This is a genomic window from Pseudomonas citri (assembly GCF_025336485.1).
GTDB lineage: Bacteria > Pseudomonadota > Gammaproteobacteria > Pseudomonadales > Pseudomonadaceae > Aquipseudomonas > Aquipseudomonas citri.
In genome coordinates this window covers 115,178-130,805 of the sequence record NZ_JAODAB010000011.1, presented here as the reverse complement: position 1 = coordinate 130,805, position 15,628 = coordinate 115,178, and the positions used below count along the sequence as shown (strand labels likewise).

13 protein-coding genes are annotated in these 15,628 nt (G+C 61.0%); 3 read left to right on the top strand and 10 right to left on the bottom strand.

Annotated features, from left to right (window positions below):
- Positions 1-2 precede the first annotated feature (2 nt).
- From N4Q37_RS14600 to N4Q37_RS14570, 7 genes are all read right to left on the bottom strand, one after another.
- Positions 3-779 carry an amino acid ABC transporter permease gene (locus tag N4Q37_RS14600; protein WP_260958710.1) on the bottom strand — a complete coding sequence of 259 codons (777 nt, stop codon included), beginning with the start codon at positions 777-779 and terminating at the stop codon, positions 3-5.
- Between the two features lie 12 nt (positions 780-791).
- Positions 792-1,598, bottom strand: a complete 807-nt coding sequence (locus N4Q37_RS14595) for an ABC transporter substrate-binding protein (protein ID WP_260958709.1) — start codon at positions 1,596-1,598, stop codon at positions 792-794.
- Positions 1,599-1,674: 76 nt separating this feature from the next.
- The gene (locus tag N4Q37_RS14590; protein ID WP_260958708.1) at positions 1,675-2,343 is read right to left on the bottom strand and encodes a GntR family transcriptional regulator; all 669 of its coding nucleotides are present in this window, start codon (positions 2,341-2,343) and stop codon (positions 1,675-1,677) included.
- A gap of 259 nt (positions 2,344-2,602) precedes the next feature.
- Positions 2,603-3,451, bottom strand: a complete 849-nt coding sequence (locus N4Q37_RS14585; RefSeq protein ID WP_260958707.1) for an ureidoglycolate lyase — start codon at positions 3,449-3,451, stop codon at positions 2,603-2,605.
- 37 nt (positions 3,452-3,488) lie between these two features.
- The gene (locus N4Q37_RS14580; protein WP_260958706.1) at positions 3,489-4,229 is read right to left on the bottom strand and encodes an SDR family oxidoreductase; all 741 of its coding nucleotides are present in this window, start codon (positions 4,227-4,229) and stop codon (positions 3,489-3,491) included.
- Positions 4,226-5,608 carry an MFS transporter gene (locus tag N4Q37_RS14575; RefSeq protein WP_260958705.1) on the bottom strand — a complete coding sequence of 461 codons (1,383 nt, stop codon included), beginning with the start codon at positions 5,606-5,608 and terminating at the stop codon, positions 4,226-4,228. Before N4Q37_RS14575 ends, N4Q37_RS14580 begins: the two co-directional genes overlap by 4 nt.
- 205 nt (positions 5,609-5,813) lie before the next feature.
- Positions 5,814-6,752 (bottom strand): LysR family transcriptional regulator, encoded by a 939-nt coding sequence (locus N4Q37_RS14570; RefSeq protein ID WP_260958704.1) that lies wholly within the window; start codon positions 6,750-6,752, stop codon positions 5,814-5,816.
- A 117-nt stretch (positions 6,753-6,869) separates the two neighbouring features.
- On the opposite strand from N4Q37_RS14570, the gene N4Q37_RS14565 reads away from it, so the two are divergent.
- Both N4Q37_RS14565 and N4Q37_RS14560 read left to right on the top strand, forming a co-directional pair.
- Positions 6,870-8,051, top strand: coding sequence for a fumarylacetoacetate hydrolase family protein (locus tag N4Q37_RS14565; protein ID WP_260958703.1), 1,182 nt, complete (start codon positions 6,870-6,872; stop codon positions 8,049-8,051).
- A gap of 49 nt (positions 8,052-8,100) precedes the next feature.
- Entirely contained in the window at positions 8,101-9,885 is a 1,785-nt protein-coding gene (locus tag N4Q37_RS14560) for an IlvD/Edd family dehydratase (protein WP_260958702.1), read from the top strand.
- A 42-nt stretch (positions 9,886-9,927) separates the two neighbouring features.
- Here the strand turns inward: N4Q37_RS14560 and N4Q37_RS14555 are convergent, their stop codons facing one another.
- From N4Q37_RS14555 to N4Q37_RS14545, 3 genes are all read right to left on the bottom strand, one after another.
- Complete coding sequence (locus N4Q37_RS14555) at positions 9,928-11,889, bottom strand: methyl-accepting chemotaxis protein (protein WP_260958701.1); 1,962 nt, start codon at positions 11,887-11,889, stop codon at positions 9,928-9,930.
- Between the two features lie 251 nt (positions 11,890-12,140).
- The gene (locus tag N4Q37_RS14550; protein ID WP_260958700.1) at positions 12,141-13,397 is read right to left on the bottom strand and encodes an MFS transporter; all 1,257 of its coding nucleotides are present in this window, start codon (positions 13,395-13,397) and stop codon (positions 12,141-12,143) included.
- Positions 13,398-13,524: 127 nt separating this feature from the next.
- On the bottom strand, positions 13,525-14,316 hold the full coding sequence (locus tag N4Q37_RS14545; RefSeq protein WP_260958699.1) for a helix-turn-helix transcriptional regulator: 792 nt from the start codon (positions 14,314-14,316) through the stop codon (positions 13,525-13,527).
- A 139-nt stretch (positions 14,317-14,455) separates the two neighbouring features.
- On the opposite strand from N4Q37_RS14545, the gene N4Q37_RS14540 reads away from it, so the two are divergent.
- Positions 14,456-15,559 carry a polyamine ABC transporter substrate-binding protein gene (locus N4Q37_RS14540; protein WP_260958698.1) on the top strand — a complete coding sequence of 368 codons (1,104 nt, stop codon included), beginning with the start codon at positions 14,456-14,458 and terminating at the stop codon, positions 15,557-15,559.
- The last annotated feature ends 69 nt before the right edge of the window (positions 15,560-15,628 follow it).

Sequence of the window (15,628 nt, the reverse complement as noted above, 5' to 3'; positions counted from 1 at the left end):
GGTTAACGTTCCCTCAGCAATTTCAGGGTGCTGCGACCGAACATGCGGGTGGCCGCCGGCGGCGGCGAAGATGGCCGGTCCGACTGGCCGAAACGAGCCTCCAACCAACGCTGGAAGAAGCCCCACAAAGTGGTCAGCAACAAGAAATAGATCGCGACCACCAGGTACAGCTCGAATACCCGGAAGGTCGCCGACGTGACCATCTGGGTGCTGAGCAACAGCTCCTGCACGCCGATCACACTGACCAGCGTGGTGTTCTTGAGCATCACGTTGAACTCGTTGCCCAGCGGCGGAACGATCACCCGGAACGCCTGGGGCAAGACGATACGGCGCATCAGCCGGCCGAAGGTCATGCCCAGGGAGCGCCCGGCCTCATACTGGCCCTTGTCCACCGCGCCGATGCCGGCGCGGATGATCTCGGCCATGTAGGCGCCCTCGTTGAGGCCCAGGGCGATGATCGCCGCCTGGATATTGCCGGGGATCACCAGGCCGAACAGCTCGACGTCCTCAAAGCGGAAAATCCCGCCCGCCGCCAGCGCGGTGTAGAGAAAGACGATCTGCACCAGCAACGGCGTGCCACGCATCAGCCACACATAGAACCGCACCGGCCATTGCAACAACGGGTTGTTCGACAGCCGCAACAGTGCGGCGGCCAGCCCCAGTGCACAACCCAGCAGCATCGCCAGCACGCTGATCAGGCACGTCAACCAGAGCCCGGTGAGGTAGACCCCACTGGGCTGCAACAGGTACTGCCAGAACACATCCCAATTGAAATTCATCAGCGGCTCACCTCAATCCAGGGTGTCGCTGGCGACATGCCATTTGTCGAGCAACTGGCCGTAGCTGCCGTCGCTGCGCATGTCGTTGACGATCTGCTGCACCGCAGCGCTCAGTTGCGGATCGTCCTTGCGGATGCCCAGGCCGGTGAGGATCCGACTGAAAGCCGGGACACCTTCCTCGAACAAGTCGGGGGCCATGGCGGCGTAATACCCGGCGGTTTCCACGGTGGTGCCGTAGGCGTCGACCTGTTTGATGCGCAGGGCCTGGAAGGCATCGGTGTCGGTGTTGTACACCACCAGTTTCATCGCCGGCTTGCCGGACTTGGCCAGACGTTCATTCTCGGTATCGAGCAGGGTCTTGATGGTGGAGCCGTTGAGCACCGCGACCTTGTTCGCCGAGAGGTCCGCGAGCGTCTTGATGGCCTTGGGATTGCCCTTGGGCACCACCACCGCCTGGCTGGAATACATGTAATTGACGATATCGATCACCTCGCGGCGCTCGGGTTTGTCAAACAACTGGTCGACGATCATGTCGCATTGCTTGGCCAGCAACGCCGGGAGCAATCCGGAAAACGGAACGACCCGCCACTCGACTTTTTTGTCCCCCAGGCGCTTGGCGATTTCCAGGCCCAGGTCAATGGTCAGGCCCTTGGGCTTCTGCGCGTCATCGAAGGACACCAGGGGCGGTGAGTCCATGCCCGAGCAGTAGACCAGTTTATCGACCTTGAGCAGGCGCTCCGGGACAGCGGGCGCAGCGAACGCCCACTGTGCGCAGAAACCCAGGGATATGGCGGCAATCAACAGGCGAGGCTTATGCATGACCAGACACTCCAGTTCAGTAGATGACGGGCAGTACTCAAAGTCAAAACACCGGCGGGCTCCTGGCCCGCTCTGGTTATTTTTTCGATTGCAGGAAATGGATCAACTCAGGGATCGTCCCTTCGATGTGAGCGCGCAGCACAGCCTCGGCCTTATCGGCATCGCCGGCACGAATCGCCTTGAGGATCACCTCGTGTTCCTGGCGCGCGCTCAAAGGCTTTTCCACGTGCTGTAGCCACAAGCGCATGGGGGCCTCCACCAGCGAATAGAGGGCGCTGATCTGCTTCAGCAGCCGGGGACGCCCGCTCAAGCTGCACAGGTATTCATGAAAGGCACGATGGCGGCTGACCCACTCGGCGCTTTCCTCGCGGTAGTCGTCCATCTCGTCGAGCAGACGCTCCAGGGCGGCCAACTGGCGCTCGCTGATGCGCCCCACCGCAATCCGGATCGCCAGGCCTTCGAGGGCACTGCGCATTTCGAAGACTTCCTGCAGCTCCTCGACATCCAGGCCACTGACAACGGCACCGCGATTGGGCCGCAGGGTCACCAGGCCCTGCGCGTCCAAGCGGCGAAAAGCCTCGCGCACCGGCATCCGACTCATGCCGATCTCGCTGGCGATGTCCTCGGCGATCAGCCGGTCACCCTTGCGCAACCGACCACCACAGATGGCATCGAGCAAATAGCTGTAGGCCTCCTCCTCGGCCGTCATTGGTGGACGTTCAGCGAAAGTCGGGACGAATTGCATGGTCGCACCTTTTGAATTTTTGTATCCAATTATCCATGTATTCAAAAAAGCAGAATGCGTGCCAATACCCCATAGGGACGTGCAAGTGGTTGATCTGCAAACGGAGGGTGCGTCACGACGTTGGTGAGAACCTGCAAAAACCGGGAATCTGACCGCACCGATGTGCTACCAAATGGCTCAAGGCCGTTGCGTAAAGGTGCAAGACTGGTGATTGGGTAACACCGCTGCCCGCGCAGCGGTGAGAACAGCAGAGGGAACGTCAGTCCGCCTGCACCGTCACCTGACGCTGCTCGCCCAGCCCCGCGATCCCCAGGCGCAGGGTCTGGCCCGGACGCAGGAACACCGGGTTGGGCTTGATGCCCAAGCCAACCCCAGGTGGCGTGCCGGTGGAAATCACGTCCCCCGGTTGCAGGCTCATGCAGCGGCTCAGGTAGGCGATCAGTTGCGGTACGCTGAAGATCAGCGTCCGGGTGTTGCCGTTCTGGTAACGGTGCCCGTCGACTTCCAGCCACAAGTCCAGCGCATGGGGGTCGGCAATTTCGTCCCGGGTCACCAGCCAGGGGCCGAGCGGGCCGAAGGTGTCGAAACCTTTGCCCTTGTCCCAACTGCCGCCACGCTCCAGTTGCCACTCGCGCTCGGACACATCGTTGATCACGCAGTAGCCGGCAACGTGCTCCATGGCGTTCGCTTCATCGATGTAGCGCCCGCCCTTGCCGATGATCACGCCCAGTTCGACTTCCCAGTCGGTCTTGAGCGAGCCACGGGGGATCTGGATGTCATCGTTCGGCCCACAGATCGCGCTGGTCCATTTGTTGAAGATGATCGGCTCCGTGGGCACCGGCATATTCGACTCGGCCGCATGGTCGGCGTAGTTCAGGCCGATGCAGATGAATTTGCCGACCTGGCCGACACAGGCACCGATTCGCGGCTGGCCGGCAACCAGCGGCAGGCTGCGCGGGTCGAGGGCGGCGAGTGCTGCCAGGCTATCCGGAGCCAGGGCCTGTCCGGCGATGTCCGGTACATGCCCCGACAGGTCGCGGATCCGCTGATCGGCGTCCAACAGGCCCGGTTTCTCCGCGCCTTTCTCGCCATAACGCAACAGTTTCATGGAGTTCTCCTGCAAAGAATTCAGAATAAAAACACGGTCAGAGACTCATCCCGCCATCGATGACATGCACGCCACCGGTGGTGTAGCTCGACGCATCGCTGCCCAGGTACACGGCCAACCGGGCGATCTCTTCGGTGCAGCCAATACGGCCCATGGGCTGGCGCTCGAGGAATTGCCGATAGACCTGCGCTTGATCGACACCCTGTTGCGCCGCCTGGTCGGCGATGCGCTGGCGCAGCGACGGCGAATCCACAGTCCCGGGACAGATGGCATTGCAGCGGATGCCCTGGCCTACGAAGTCGATGGCCACGGCCTTGGTCAGGCCGATCACCGCAGCCTTGCTGGTCGCGTAGGCGAAACGGTTCGGCACGCCCTTGATGCTCGAGGCCACCGACGCCATGTTGATGATCGAACCGCCGCCACGGACCAGCATGCCCGGCAGGAACGCGCGGATCATGCGGTACATGGCCGCGACATTGAGGTCCATCGACCGCGCCCAGGCCGCTTCGTCGCATTCCAGGATCGTGCCGCTGTGCACGTAGCCGGCGCAGTTGAACAGCACGTCCAGGCCGCCAATCCGTTCGCTGGCCGCGCTGACGTCTTGGGGCGACGTGACGTCCAGGGTCAGCGCGGTGATCCCTTCGAGGCCCGCCAGCGCGTGGATATCGATGTCGCTAGCAAACACCTCGGCACCGGCCCGCGCAAAGGCGATGGCACTGGCCAGGCCGATGCCCTGCCCCGCTGCGGTGACCAGTACCCGTTTGTTCTGCAAGTTCATGGGCGCCCCGGTTCGGTTGGAGTGATTGCGTTCCTCGGTGTCTTGCCGAGCATCGAGGCGGGAATGGACAGGATCAGGCCGCCGCTGACCAGCAGACACAAGGCCAGCACATACGTGCCGTTGTTGATATTGCCGGTGAGGTTTTCCGCGACCGCCGTGATCATCGAACCGGTGAAGCCGGACAAGTTGCCAATGGCGTTGATCATGCCGATGCCGGCTGCGGCGGCCACGCCCGACAGCACGGTCCCTGGCAGGGTCCAGAAAATCGGCATCAGGCTGAGGATCCCCGAGGCGGCGACGCTGAGAAAGAGCACGGACAACACCAGGTTGTCGGCGAAAAACGCACTGAGGATCAGGCCGACGCCACCGATGAAGGCCGGTATCGCCGCGTGCAGGCGTCGCTCACCGCTGCGGTTGGAATGCCGGGCATTGAGCAGCATCGCCACGACGGCCACCGCGTAGGGAATGGCCGTCAGGAAACCGATGTGCAAACTGTTGGTGATGCCCGTGCTCTTGATGATCGAGGGCATCCAGAAGGCCAGTCCGTAGAAACCGGTATTGAAGGTCAGCAGGATCAACACCAACAGCCACACCCGAGGGTTGAAGAACACCTCGCCCAAGCGCGTGGCCTTGCCGTGGCTGTCGCTGTGCAGATTGGCCTTGAGCAAGGTCTTTTCGGCGCTGTTGAGCCACTTGGCCTTGTCGATATTGTCCGCCAGGCAGGCGATCACCACGACGGCCATGATGATCGAAGGGATGCCTTCAATGATCAGCATCCATTGCCAGCCGGACAGGCCCTGCACCCCTTGCATGCTGTTCATCAGCCACCCGGAGAGCATGCCCCCCAGGGTCAGGCTGACCGGTAACGCCAGCAGGAACCCGGACATTACGCGGCTTTGCCGATGGGTCGGGAACCAGTAGTTGAGGTAGAGGATCACTCCGGGAAAGAAGCCGGCTTCGCAGACGCCCAACAGGAAGCGCAGCACGTAGAACATGGTGCTCGATTCGACATGGAAGAAGGCGGCCAGCGGCACGGTATAGGCCACGGCCATGGACACCACTGCCCAGGTCAACATGATCCGGGCAATCCAGAACCGTGCGCCGAAGCGATGCAGCAACAGGTTGCTGGGGACTTCAAACAGGAAATAGCCCCAGAAAAACATGCTGGCGCCCAAGGCGTACACGGTGTTGCTGAATTGCAGCTCGTTGAGCATGTCGAGCTTGGCGAAACCGATGTTCACGCGGTCGAGGTACGCCGCCATGTAACACAAGAGCAGCACCGGAAGAATGCGCCAGATGACTTTGCGGTAGGTGCGGTCTTCAAAGTCCAGCTCACCGGCTTGCGCCCGCGCTGGCATCGGCTCGGATATGGTTTGCATGAGGTAACCCCTGATTGTTTTTATTGGGTCACGTCGAATGAGCGAGTCATCCGGCGATTGAAAGGGGACTCTACTGTCGGGAATCGATTCTTCCCAATGGCATTTTTGGATTAGTCGATAACGGCTCGTTATCAAAGTATTGAAGGTTTGGGGGAGTCATTGTGGCGAGGGAGTTTTTCCCCTCGCCACAGGTACGGTGGCTTCATCAAGTCATCCGGCGCGCGTTGTCCTTGAGAATCTGCGCGAACTCCAACGCCGCACCGGTCAGTTGCTCGCCCTTGCGCGTGAGGATGCCGTAGTCCTGCGGCACCAGGTGCAAGGGGGTCTCGAGGGTTTTCAACTGGCCGTTTTCAAGCAGCGGATTGACCATCGCATTGGGCAGCATGCCGATCATCGGTCCGCGTTGCAGGACCTGGAGAAACGTCTGCATGGAGATGGTGTCGATGGTGTTGCGCGGCATCCTCACCCCGGCTTCGGCAAAGGCCTGCTCCATGCGAGCGCGAATCGGCGTACCGACCGGATAGAGAATCCACGGTAGGTCCACCAGTTGCTGCAACGAGACCGGCCCTGCCTCCGCCAACGGGTGCCGGTCGTTGACCACGATGCAGAACGGTTCCGGGGCCAGCGGCTGGAAGTCATAGCGCTGCTGCTGGCCTTGATCGGTAAAACGCGCCACTGCCAGATCGAGGGTCTTTTCTTCAAGCATTTCCATCAGGTGGTTACTGGTCTGCTCCACGACTTCGATGGACAGCAATGGCCAGCGTTGCTTGATCTGCAGGATCGCCTCGGGCAACGCCACTGCCGTGGCGGCAAAGATCCCGCCGACCTTGAGATAACCGTGGCCGCCCTCGCGCAAGCTGTTGATTTGCTCGACAAACGAACGGGCATCGTTCAAGGCGATCTGGGCATAGCGCAACACCGGCTCGCCCAACGCCGTGGGGGGCATGCTGCGCGGTAGCCGTTCGAACAAGGCGAAGCCGAGCAGGCTCTCGATTTCCTTGAGCATCTTGCTGATGGCCGGCTGGCTGAGATTCATCTGCTGCGCGGCCAGGTGCATGTTGCGCGTGCGGCCCAAGGTGTCGATCAGGAGCAGGTGGCGAAACTTGAGCCAACCGCAAAAATTGGAAAAAGACAGATCGGACATGGTGGGCTCCCCGGTTCTCCAATAACCAAGCGTTATCAAATGCTGAATATATCTCATTGGAGTTTATCGATCCGCCCACCTAGCGTGAAGGCCTCACTCATCCAGGAAAGAGCCTCCATGTCGCTACTGCTTACCCCAGAAAACACCCTGCCGGTCGATGGCGTGGCCGGGACGCTGATTGGCCGCGCCTGGGTGCCCGGTCGCCTCGCCGGGCCTTCGCCGATCGTGCTGCGCAGCGACGGCGTGTTTGATCTCTCGGAGCGTTTCGCGACCGTGAGCGAGCTGCTGGAAACCGCCTCGCCGCTGTCCGCCGTGCGGCAGACACCCGGTACCTTCATCGCCAGTGTCGAAGCCCTCCTCGCCAATACCGGCCCGGATGCCGATCCGTCCAAGCCTGTGCTGTTGCCACCCGTGGATCTGCAGGTGATCAAGGCCGCCGGCGTGACCTTCGCCGCCAGCATGATCGAACGGGTGATCGAGGAGCAGGCCGGCGGCGACGCGACCAAGGCCGAGGCAGTGCGCGCCACCGTGCACAGTGTGATCGGCAACAACCTGCGTTCGATCGTCCCGGGTTCCGAACAAGCCATGCGCCTGAAAACCTGGCTCATCGAACAGGGCCTGTGGTCGCAGTACCTGGAGGTCGGCATCGGCCCGGACGCGGAAATCTTCACCAAGGCGCCGGTGCTGGCGGCGGTGGGCAGCGGCAGCCCGATCGGTATTCATCCGGGCTCGCAATGGAACAACCCGGAACCCGAAGTGGTGCTCGCGGTGAACAGCCGCGGCCAGATCCAGGGCGCCACCTTGGGCAACGACGTCAACCTGCGGGACTTCGAGGGCCGTAGCGCGCTGTTGCTGAGCAAAGCCAAGGACAACAACGCATCCTGCGCCATCGGGCCGTTCATTCGCCTGTTCGACGAGCGCTTCAGCCTGGATGATGTGCGTGCCTGCGTGGTGGATCTTCAGGTTGAAGGTGAGGATGGCTACCGACTGTACGGTTCGAGCTCCATGAGCCAGATCAGCCGCGACCCGCAGGACCTGGCGGGCCAGACCCTCAACACCAATCACCAGTACCCGGATGGTTTCGTGCTGTTTCTCGGCACGCTGTTTGCGCCCACGCAAGACCGCGATCATGCCGGCAGCGGGTTCACCCACAAACGGGGCGACCGGGTCAGCATCAGCAGTCCGTTGCTGGGTGCCCTGCACAACCGGGTGACCTACAGCGCCGATGCCGCCCCCTGGGATTACGGCATCAGCGCCTTGATGCGCAATCTCGCCGCCCGGAGACTGCTCGACCGCTGACACCACGACCGTGACCGATTCATTCCAATGACAAGAGAGCACATGAATCATGAGTGACACGCCCAAACACCGACTGCGCAGCGAGCAATGGTTCAACGACCCTGCCCACGCGGACATGACGGCCCTGTACGTCGAACGCTACATGAACTACGGAATGACCCGCGAAGAGTTGCAATCGGGACGCCCGATCATTGGCATCGCCCAGACCGGCAGCGACCTGACGCCCTGCAACCGTCATCACCTGGAGCTGGCGCAACGGGTCAAGGCGGGCATTCGCGATGCAGGCGGCATTCCCATGGAGTTCCCGGTGCACCCGATCGCCGAGCAGTCACGCCGGCCCACCGCCGCGCTGGACCGCAACCTGGCCTACCTGGGGTTGGTGGAGATCCTCCACGGCTATCCATTGGACGGCGTGGTGCTCACCACCGGTTGCGATAAAACCACACCCGCCTGCCTGATGGCCGCAGCGACCACCGACCTGCCCGCCATCGTCCTGTCCGGCGGCCCGATGCTCGATGGTCACCACAAGGGTGAATTGATCGGCTCGGGCACCGTGCTCTGGCACGCGCGCAACCTGATGGCCGCCGGAGAGATCGATTACGAGGGCTTCATGGAAATGACCACGGCGGCATCGCCGTCGGTGGGTCACTGCAACACCATGGGCACCGCCTTGTCGATGAACGCCCTGGCCGAAGCCCTGGGCATGTCGCTGCCCGGCTGCGCGAGCATTCCGGCGCCCTATCGCGAGCGCGGACAAATGGCATACGCCACCGGCAAGCGCATCTGCGAGTTGGTCCGGCAAGACATACGCCCCTCGCAAATCATGACCCGCCAGGCCTTCGAGAACGCCATCGCCGTCGCGTCGGCATTGGGTGCTTCGAGCAACTGCCCGCCGCACCTGATCGCCATCGCCCGGCACATGGGCGTCGAACTGAGCCTGGATGACTGGCAGCGGATCGGCGAGGACGTGCCGCTGCTGGTCAACTGCATGCCGGCAGGCAAGTACCTGGGCGAAGGCTTCCACCGGGCCGGCGGCGTGCCCTCGGTCATGCATGAATTGCAGAAGGCCGGGCGCCTGCATGAAAACTGCGCCACCGTCAGCGGCAAGACCATCGGCGAAATCGTCGCCGGCAGCCGCACTTGCGACGCCGACGTGATCCACCCCTTCGAAACCCCGCTCAAGCACCGCGCCGGTTTCATCGTGCTCAGCGGCAACTTCTTCGACAGCGCGATCATGAAGATGTCGGTGGTCGGCGAGGCGTTTCGCAAGACCTACCTGTCCGAGCCCGGCGCCGAGAACAGTTTCGAAGTCCGCGCCATCGTGTTCGAAGGGCCGGAGGACTACCACGCGCGGATCGACGACCCGGCGCTGGACATCGACGAGCGCTGCATCCTGGTGATTCGCGGTGCCGGCACGGTGGGCTACCCCGGCAGCGCCGAAGTGGTGAACATGGCGCCACCGGCCGCGTTGATCAAGCGCGGCATCGACTCCCTGCCCTGCCTCGGCGACGGTCGCCAGAGCGGCACCTCGGCGAGCCCGTCGATCCTCAACATGTCCCCTGAAGCCGCCGTGGGTGGCGGCCTGGCGTTGCTGAAAAGCAACGACCGGCTGAAAGTGGACCTGAACACACGCACCGTGAACCTGTTGATCGACGAGGCCGAGATGGCCCGGCGCCGACGCGAGTGGACGCCCAGTATCCCGCCGTCGCAAACGCCTTGGCAGGCGCTGTATCGGCAGTTGGTGGGGCAACTCTCCACGGGCGGCTGCCTGGAGCCTGCGACGCTGCATCTGCGGGTCATTGCCCGCAGTGGTGAGCCGCGTCATTCGCACTGAATCCACCTTGCATGGATTCAGTGCTCGTCAACGAGCGACGCGCTACGCCACCTTGAAGCGATTGACCAACTGTTGCTGATACTCGGCCAGGCGCGCCAGCTCCTGGCTGGTGATCGCGGTCTGCTCGGCACCGGCGCTGACCTGGATCACCAGGTCGTTGATCTCGTTCACGTTCCGGTTGATGTCCTCGGACACCGCACTCTGTTCCTCTGCCGCGGAGGCGATTTGAATGTTGCGGTCGCTGATGGTTGCCACGCCTTCGGCGATCTCCACCAACAATGCGCCCGCCCGCTCGACTTTGCTTGCGCCGTCCTGCGCCTTGCCCAGGGTCTGCTGCATGGACAGGGCTGCGCGGTCCGAGCCGGCCTGCAGGTGGCTGATCATCTGCTGGATGTTGCCGGTGGACTCCTGCGTCTTCTGCGCCAGGGTGCGCACCTCGGAGGCGACTACCGCAAAACCGCGACCATGGTCCCCGGCCCGCGCGGCTTCGATCGCCGCATTGAGGGCCAGCAGATTGGTCTGTTCGGCAATGCCGCGAATCACGTCGAGCACCGAGGAAATGGCATCGCTTTCATGCTTGAGATCGTCAATGATTTGCGCGGTCTCCTCGGCCTGCCCGGACAGTTGGCGAATCAGCCCGATCGTGCCTTCAATCTCCTCGCGTCCCTGGGCGGTGCTGATGTTGACCTGTTGCGACATGTGCGCCGCGTCATTGGTGCTTTGGGCCACCTCGCGCACCGTGGCGCTCATCTGATTGATCGCCGTCGCCACCAGTTCGGTGCCCTGGCGCTGTTGCTCGACGCTTTGGCTGGTCTGGACCGTCACCGTGGACGACTCTTGCGCGGCGGTGGCGACTTGCGCCGTGGCGTTGCCGATCTCCTGCACGACCCCGCTGATCTCCTGCGCCATGCGGTTGAGGTTACCCGAGATCTGGCCGAACTCGTCCCGACTCTGGTAGGTGGCCCTGGCAGTGAGGTCACGCTGCGCGAGGTCATCCAGGACCCGATTCACGTCGCGTACCGCCAGATCGATCATGCGGATGATCAGGTAGGACAGCACCGTCACCGCCAGCAGCGCCACGACGACGGCACCGATGGTCAGCCACAGCGCACGACTTGCATTATCACGTTCGTGCATCGCCAGGCGACTGACGCTCTGCCCCAGGCTTTCTTCCACCTGGCCCATCAGGTCGATGCGCTGGGTGGAGATCTCAAACCAGGCCTCTGGCTTGATGCCCAGCGCCTGCCCCAATGGCACCTCGAATGCCAGGCGCTGCAACTTGCCAACGTCGACCGCGGCGGGCTTGAGCATTTGTGCATCGAACTGTTGGAGCAATGCTGGCTGTACCTTGCGACGGAAGCCGTCGGCATAGGCAGAGAACTCGCCAAGATTGCGGCTAAAACGTGACAACAACGCCTCGTCGAAACGATCCTGGCTGAACACCAGGCCCAGCACGACCCGTTCACGTCCGGCCCGCTCTTTCATCTCGATAAACTGATTGAGTGCACCGAGCGCATGAACAATGCTCGCATTGTTGATCGTCGCTTCCAGCGAATGCGTATAGCCCATGAGTGTTTGAATGATGTCGGTATAACGCACACCCGATTCGGTGCTGCTGATACCCAACTTATCGACTTGCCCACGGATCGCCGGTAACTCGTCCAGTGCCCGGATGACAGTCTCCAATTGCCTGCTTCCCGACGCGGGCAACCCACGCACGACCTCGATCGCAGCATTGGAATCCTTGCGCGCCTGGGACATCCGCTCGCCCATGGACTTGCCGCTACTGCCCAGAAACACCCCACTGGTGCCACGCTCGCGTTGCAAGGCGGTGATCAACTGGCTCAACTTCTGGGCCGTGGCGCTGGCCGTCACCGTAGCGTCCATGTCCTGCAGTGTCTTGTAGTTGTCGGTTACAAAGACCCCCGCCAAAGTGAGAAAACCCAACAAGGGCAGAAGCAGAATCAATAAAAGTTTCAGACGCAGCGGTGCATTCCTGAGCATTTGCGTTCAAGCCTCGTTAAATACGGATGAGTGAAGCGTGAACTTATTGTAAGGGTGCTCTTATACACGCTGACCTGGATGGATTTTAACGCAACAGCAAATTGCCATCACCCCTGATAGCGCACTGTTTTGCATTTATCCGGGTTATGAGGCAACTATTTTTAATTGCATTGACCAGGATCAAGTATTCGATAGACAAGAGGATTTTGAACTTCACTGAATCGAACTTGATAGGACGAGCAACATGGACTTCAAGCGACCCTGCCGTCAGGTACAGCAAGCGCGTCGACCTGCGGAGCACGGCGTGGCGTAACAGTCTCCGGCATCGCCAGCAACAGGCCAAAGGCCGCCGTTGCAATCGCCGCCAGCGTCAGGAACGCAGCATTGTAGCCCGCCCCTTGCACGACGAAACCGGCCAGGCCGTTGCTCAACGCGGCGCCTAACCCGAACACTGTCGACAGCACCCCGAGGCTGACATTGAAACGCCCGGTGCCCTGGGTCAGGTCCTTGACCACCAAAGGGAACAACGCGCCGAACAGACCGGCACCGACACCGTCCAGCAACTGCACCGCCACCAGCCAATAGAGATCATCGGAGAGCACATACAACACACCTCGAATCGGCAGGATCAGGAAGCCGGCCAGCAACAGCGGCTTGCGTCCCCAGGCATCGGCCTTGACGCCAACCAGCCACGCCATGGGCACCATGACCAGTTGCGCCGCAACGATGCAGGCCGACGTCAGCGGCGTGGCCAGGTGCGTATTGGCTTGGGCGAGCTTCTGGCTGACCAGCGGTAGCATCGCGGCATTCGCCAGGTGGAAAAGCCCGCAGCACACGGCGAATAACAACAGCGTGCGGTTATCCAGCAACACCCGCAGCGCCGACGGCGCCTTGCCCTGGACTCGCTGACCGAGTTCCAGGCCCCGGGCCACATCATGGTCGATCGCCCCGGCAGATACGCAACTGACCGCCACGATGCTGGCCAGTGCCATCGCGGCCATCAGGTAGAACACGGCGATGGGACCGAACAACCAGGCGAACCCTCCCGCCAGCAGCGCGGCGCAAGCATTGCCCGCATGGTTGAAGGTTTCGTTGCGTCCGGTGCGCCGCGTAAAGGCCTTGGCACCGGTAATGCCCAGGGAAATCGCCGCGATGGCCGGTGCGAACACCGATGCCGCCACAGCACCGGTCGCCTGGGCCAACGCCACCCATCCGAACGAAGAAGTGAACGGCAGCACCAGGCACCCCAGCGTCACCAGCAAGGCCGCCACGGCCACCACGGCGCGCTTGCTGCGCACCCGGTCGATCAGCGCACCGGCGGGTGCCTGCGCAACGAGGCCGGCCATCGCTGCCACGGTCATCACCACGCCAATGCTGGCCGGGTCCCAGCGATGCACCGCCAGCAGGTAGATCGCCAGGTACGGACCCAACCCGTCGCGCACATCGGCGAGGAAAAAATTCAGGCCATCCAGGGAAAGGTTGTTACGACGATCACGGTTTCGATCCACATCGGCCTCGACGGGGCTTTACCCCAAAAAATAATAGACGCCGGGGTGTGCGATCACTTCATCACACGAAACAACGGCCTGTTCCATCAGTCACCCGCGCAAGGTGAGCGGGTAATAATCCTTGCGGTCAATCGACCGGAGACACATCCTGCCTGGGCATGAAAAAGCGAGCGAACAGCTCGGACTGGGAGCGGATGTTCAATTTGCCGTAGATGTTGCGCCGATGAACCTTGATGGTTTCTGCCGACAGGGAAAGCTTGCCGGCGATCTCTTTGTTGGAGAAGCCACTGAGCAACAACTTGAGCACATCTTTCTCACGTGTCGTTATTTGCGTACCCAGCGAAAAAATCGTTTCGGGCCGAGGCGTTGGCTCGCTCGTGTTCTTTGTCAGGTCCACCTCGAAACCCATGCGCTGGTGCATCAATGCGGTGACCCAGGGCTTGATGATATCCAGGGTGGTAATTTGTTCCTGGCTAAAACGCACGCCGCTGCCAAACGAAATGCATAAGGTTCTTTCGGCATCGAGCCGAATATTGTATTGCGCCTCATCCACAGAGATGAACTGCTCGAAGTATTGATGGTAATACTCAGTCTCCAGGAAATGTTCCGGGGCAACATCCAACAGATGAAAGAACCCACTCTGGGGATTTTCCCGATCCGCAATATAAAACGGGTCGAGCACATAGAGCCCTTTTACATAGCGATGAATGAACGCATCCACTTCTTCCGTATCCGCCACTTCCGGAAGACTCACAACTTGTACCTGACTATTGCAAAAGATCAGCACGACCCAATTATCGATCTGCACATACTCATTCAATACACGTATCAATGAACTCCAGAACTCCGGGCGATTCAACTGCATGATCAATTTTCCAATCGATCGATGCCAAGCCAGGCTATGAAGGTCGAGCGGCATTTTCTACCCCTTTAGGGTTAGGGACTCATCGGGCGCGGATAAGTATTCGTAGGTATTTACTATTCGTCAATGCCCGGTATATTCGCTTCCCGAGGTTACGACAGCCATGAAGACTGTCGACTTGAACAAGGACCGTTATATGAACAAGTCGCATTTGCGCCGTATTTTTTCTGCGTCACTTCTTTGTATGGGCATCAGCACCACGGTGGCGGCTGTAGAGCCCGCAGTGCACCTCTACAACTGGTTCGAGTTCCTCGCACCGCAAACACCGAAAGAGTTCGAGCAGGAAACCGGCACCCGCCTCCAGATGGATCCGTTCGACAGCGCCGAGATCATGCAGAGCAAAGTGATGGCCGGGCGCACGGGCTATGACGTGGTCGTCGCCACTTCCAATGTACTGCCGAGCCTGATCAAGGCGGGCGTGCTTCAGCCGCTCGATCGTACGCAACTGAGCAACCTCTCGCACATCGATCCTGACATCCTGGCCCAGGTGGCCGTCAACGACCCGGGTAATCGCTACGCCGTGCCCTATCTGTGGGGCACTACCGGCATCGGTTATGACGTGGACAAAGTCAAGGCGGCATTGGGTGACAATGCTCCGGTCGACAGCTGGGACCTGATCTTCAAAGAAGAGAACATCAGCAAACTCAAGTCATGCGGCGTGGCAATGCTCGACTCTCCCAGCGAGATCATTTCGATTGCTTTGCATTACCTCGGACTCCCGAGCAACAGCAAGAACCCGGACGATTACCGCAAGGCCCAGGCCTTGCTGTTGAAAATCCGCCCCTACGTCCTCTACTTCGACTCCTCCCGAATCGACGCTGACCTGGCCGATGGCAATATTTGCGCAGTGGTCGGTTGGGCAAATGGTGCACTGGCGGCGCAAGCAATCAACGAAAAAAACAACACGGGCCGCAAGATTGCCTACAGCCTTCCTCGCGAGGGCGCGCTGGTCTGGTCGGAAAACCTGGTGCTATTGAAAGACGCGCCCCACCCCAAGGAAGGCATGGCGTTCATCAATTACATGTTGCGGCCGGAAATTATCGCCAAGAGTTCCAACCACACGCTGTACCCCAACGCCAACAAAGATGCCGCTGAGTTTGTCGAACGCAAACTGCGCGACAATCCCTGGATCTATCCGGACAAAAAGACCCTCGCCACATTGGTTCCACTTGAGCCGTTGCCGTTGAAGTTGGAACGCATCCGCACCCGCGTCTGGACCAAAGTCAAGAGTGGGACCTGACCTGGCTGGACTGTCACTGGTACTTCCATAAAGAACAGCGACAGTCCCGACCCATCGGCCAGTTCAAGT

Excerpts from the sequence above, each read along its gene's own strand:
- N4Q37_RS14570 (WP_260958704.1), bottom strand. The coding sequence starts at position 6,752 with ATGTCCGATCTGTCTTTTTCCAATTTTTGCGGTTGGCTCAAGTTTCGC.
- N4Q37_RS14540 (WP_260958698.1), top strand. The coding sequence starts at position 14,456 with ATGAACAAGTCGCATTTGCGCCGTATTTTTTCTGCGTCACTTCTTTGT.
- N4Q37_RS14555 (WP_260958701.1), bottom strand. The coding sequence starts at position 11,889 with ATGCTCAGGAATGCACCGCTGCGTCTGAAACTTTTATTGATTCTGCTT.
- N4Q37_RS14580 (WP_260958706.1), bottom strand. The coding sequence starts at position 4,229 with ATGAACTTGCAGAACAAACGGGTACTGGTCACCGCAGCGGGGCAGGGC.
- N4Q37_RS14565 (WP_260958703.1), top strand. The coding sequence starts at position 6,870 with ATGTCGCTACTGCTTACCCCAGAAAACACCCTGCCGGTCGATGGCGTG.
- N4Q37_RS14595 (WP_260958709.1), bottom strand. The coding sequence starts at position 1,598 with ATGCATAAGCCTCGCCTGTTGATTGCCGCCATATCCCTGGGTTTCTGC.
- N4Q37_RS14585 (WP_260958707.1), bottom strand. The coding sequence starts at position 3,451 with ATGAAACTGTTGCGTTATGGCGAGAAAGGCGCGGAGAAACCGGGCCTG.
- N4Q37_RS14545 (WP_260958699.1), bottom strand. The coding sequence starts at position 14,316 with ATGCCGCTCGACCTTCATAGCCTGGCTTGGCATCGATCGATTGGAAAA.
- N4Q37_RS14600 (WP_260958710.1), bottom strand. The coding sequence starts at position 779 with ATGAATTTCAATTGGGATGTGTTCTGGCAGTACCTGTTGCAGCCCAGT.
- N4Q37_RS14590 (WP_260958708.1), bottom strand. The coding sequence starts at position 2,343 with ATGCAATTCGTCCCGACTTTCGCTGAACGTCCACCAATGACGGCCGAG.
- N4Q37_RS14575 (WP_260958705.1), bottom strand. The coding sequence starts at position 5,608 with ATGCAAACCATATCCGAGCCGATGCCAGCGCGGGCGCAAGCCGGTGAG.
- N4Q37_RS14560 (WP_260958702.1), top strand. The coding sequence starts at position 8,101 with ATGAGTGACACGCCCAAACACCGACTGCGCAGCGAGCAATGGTTCAAC.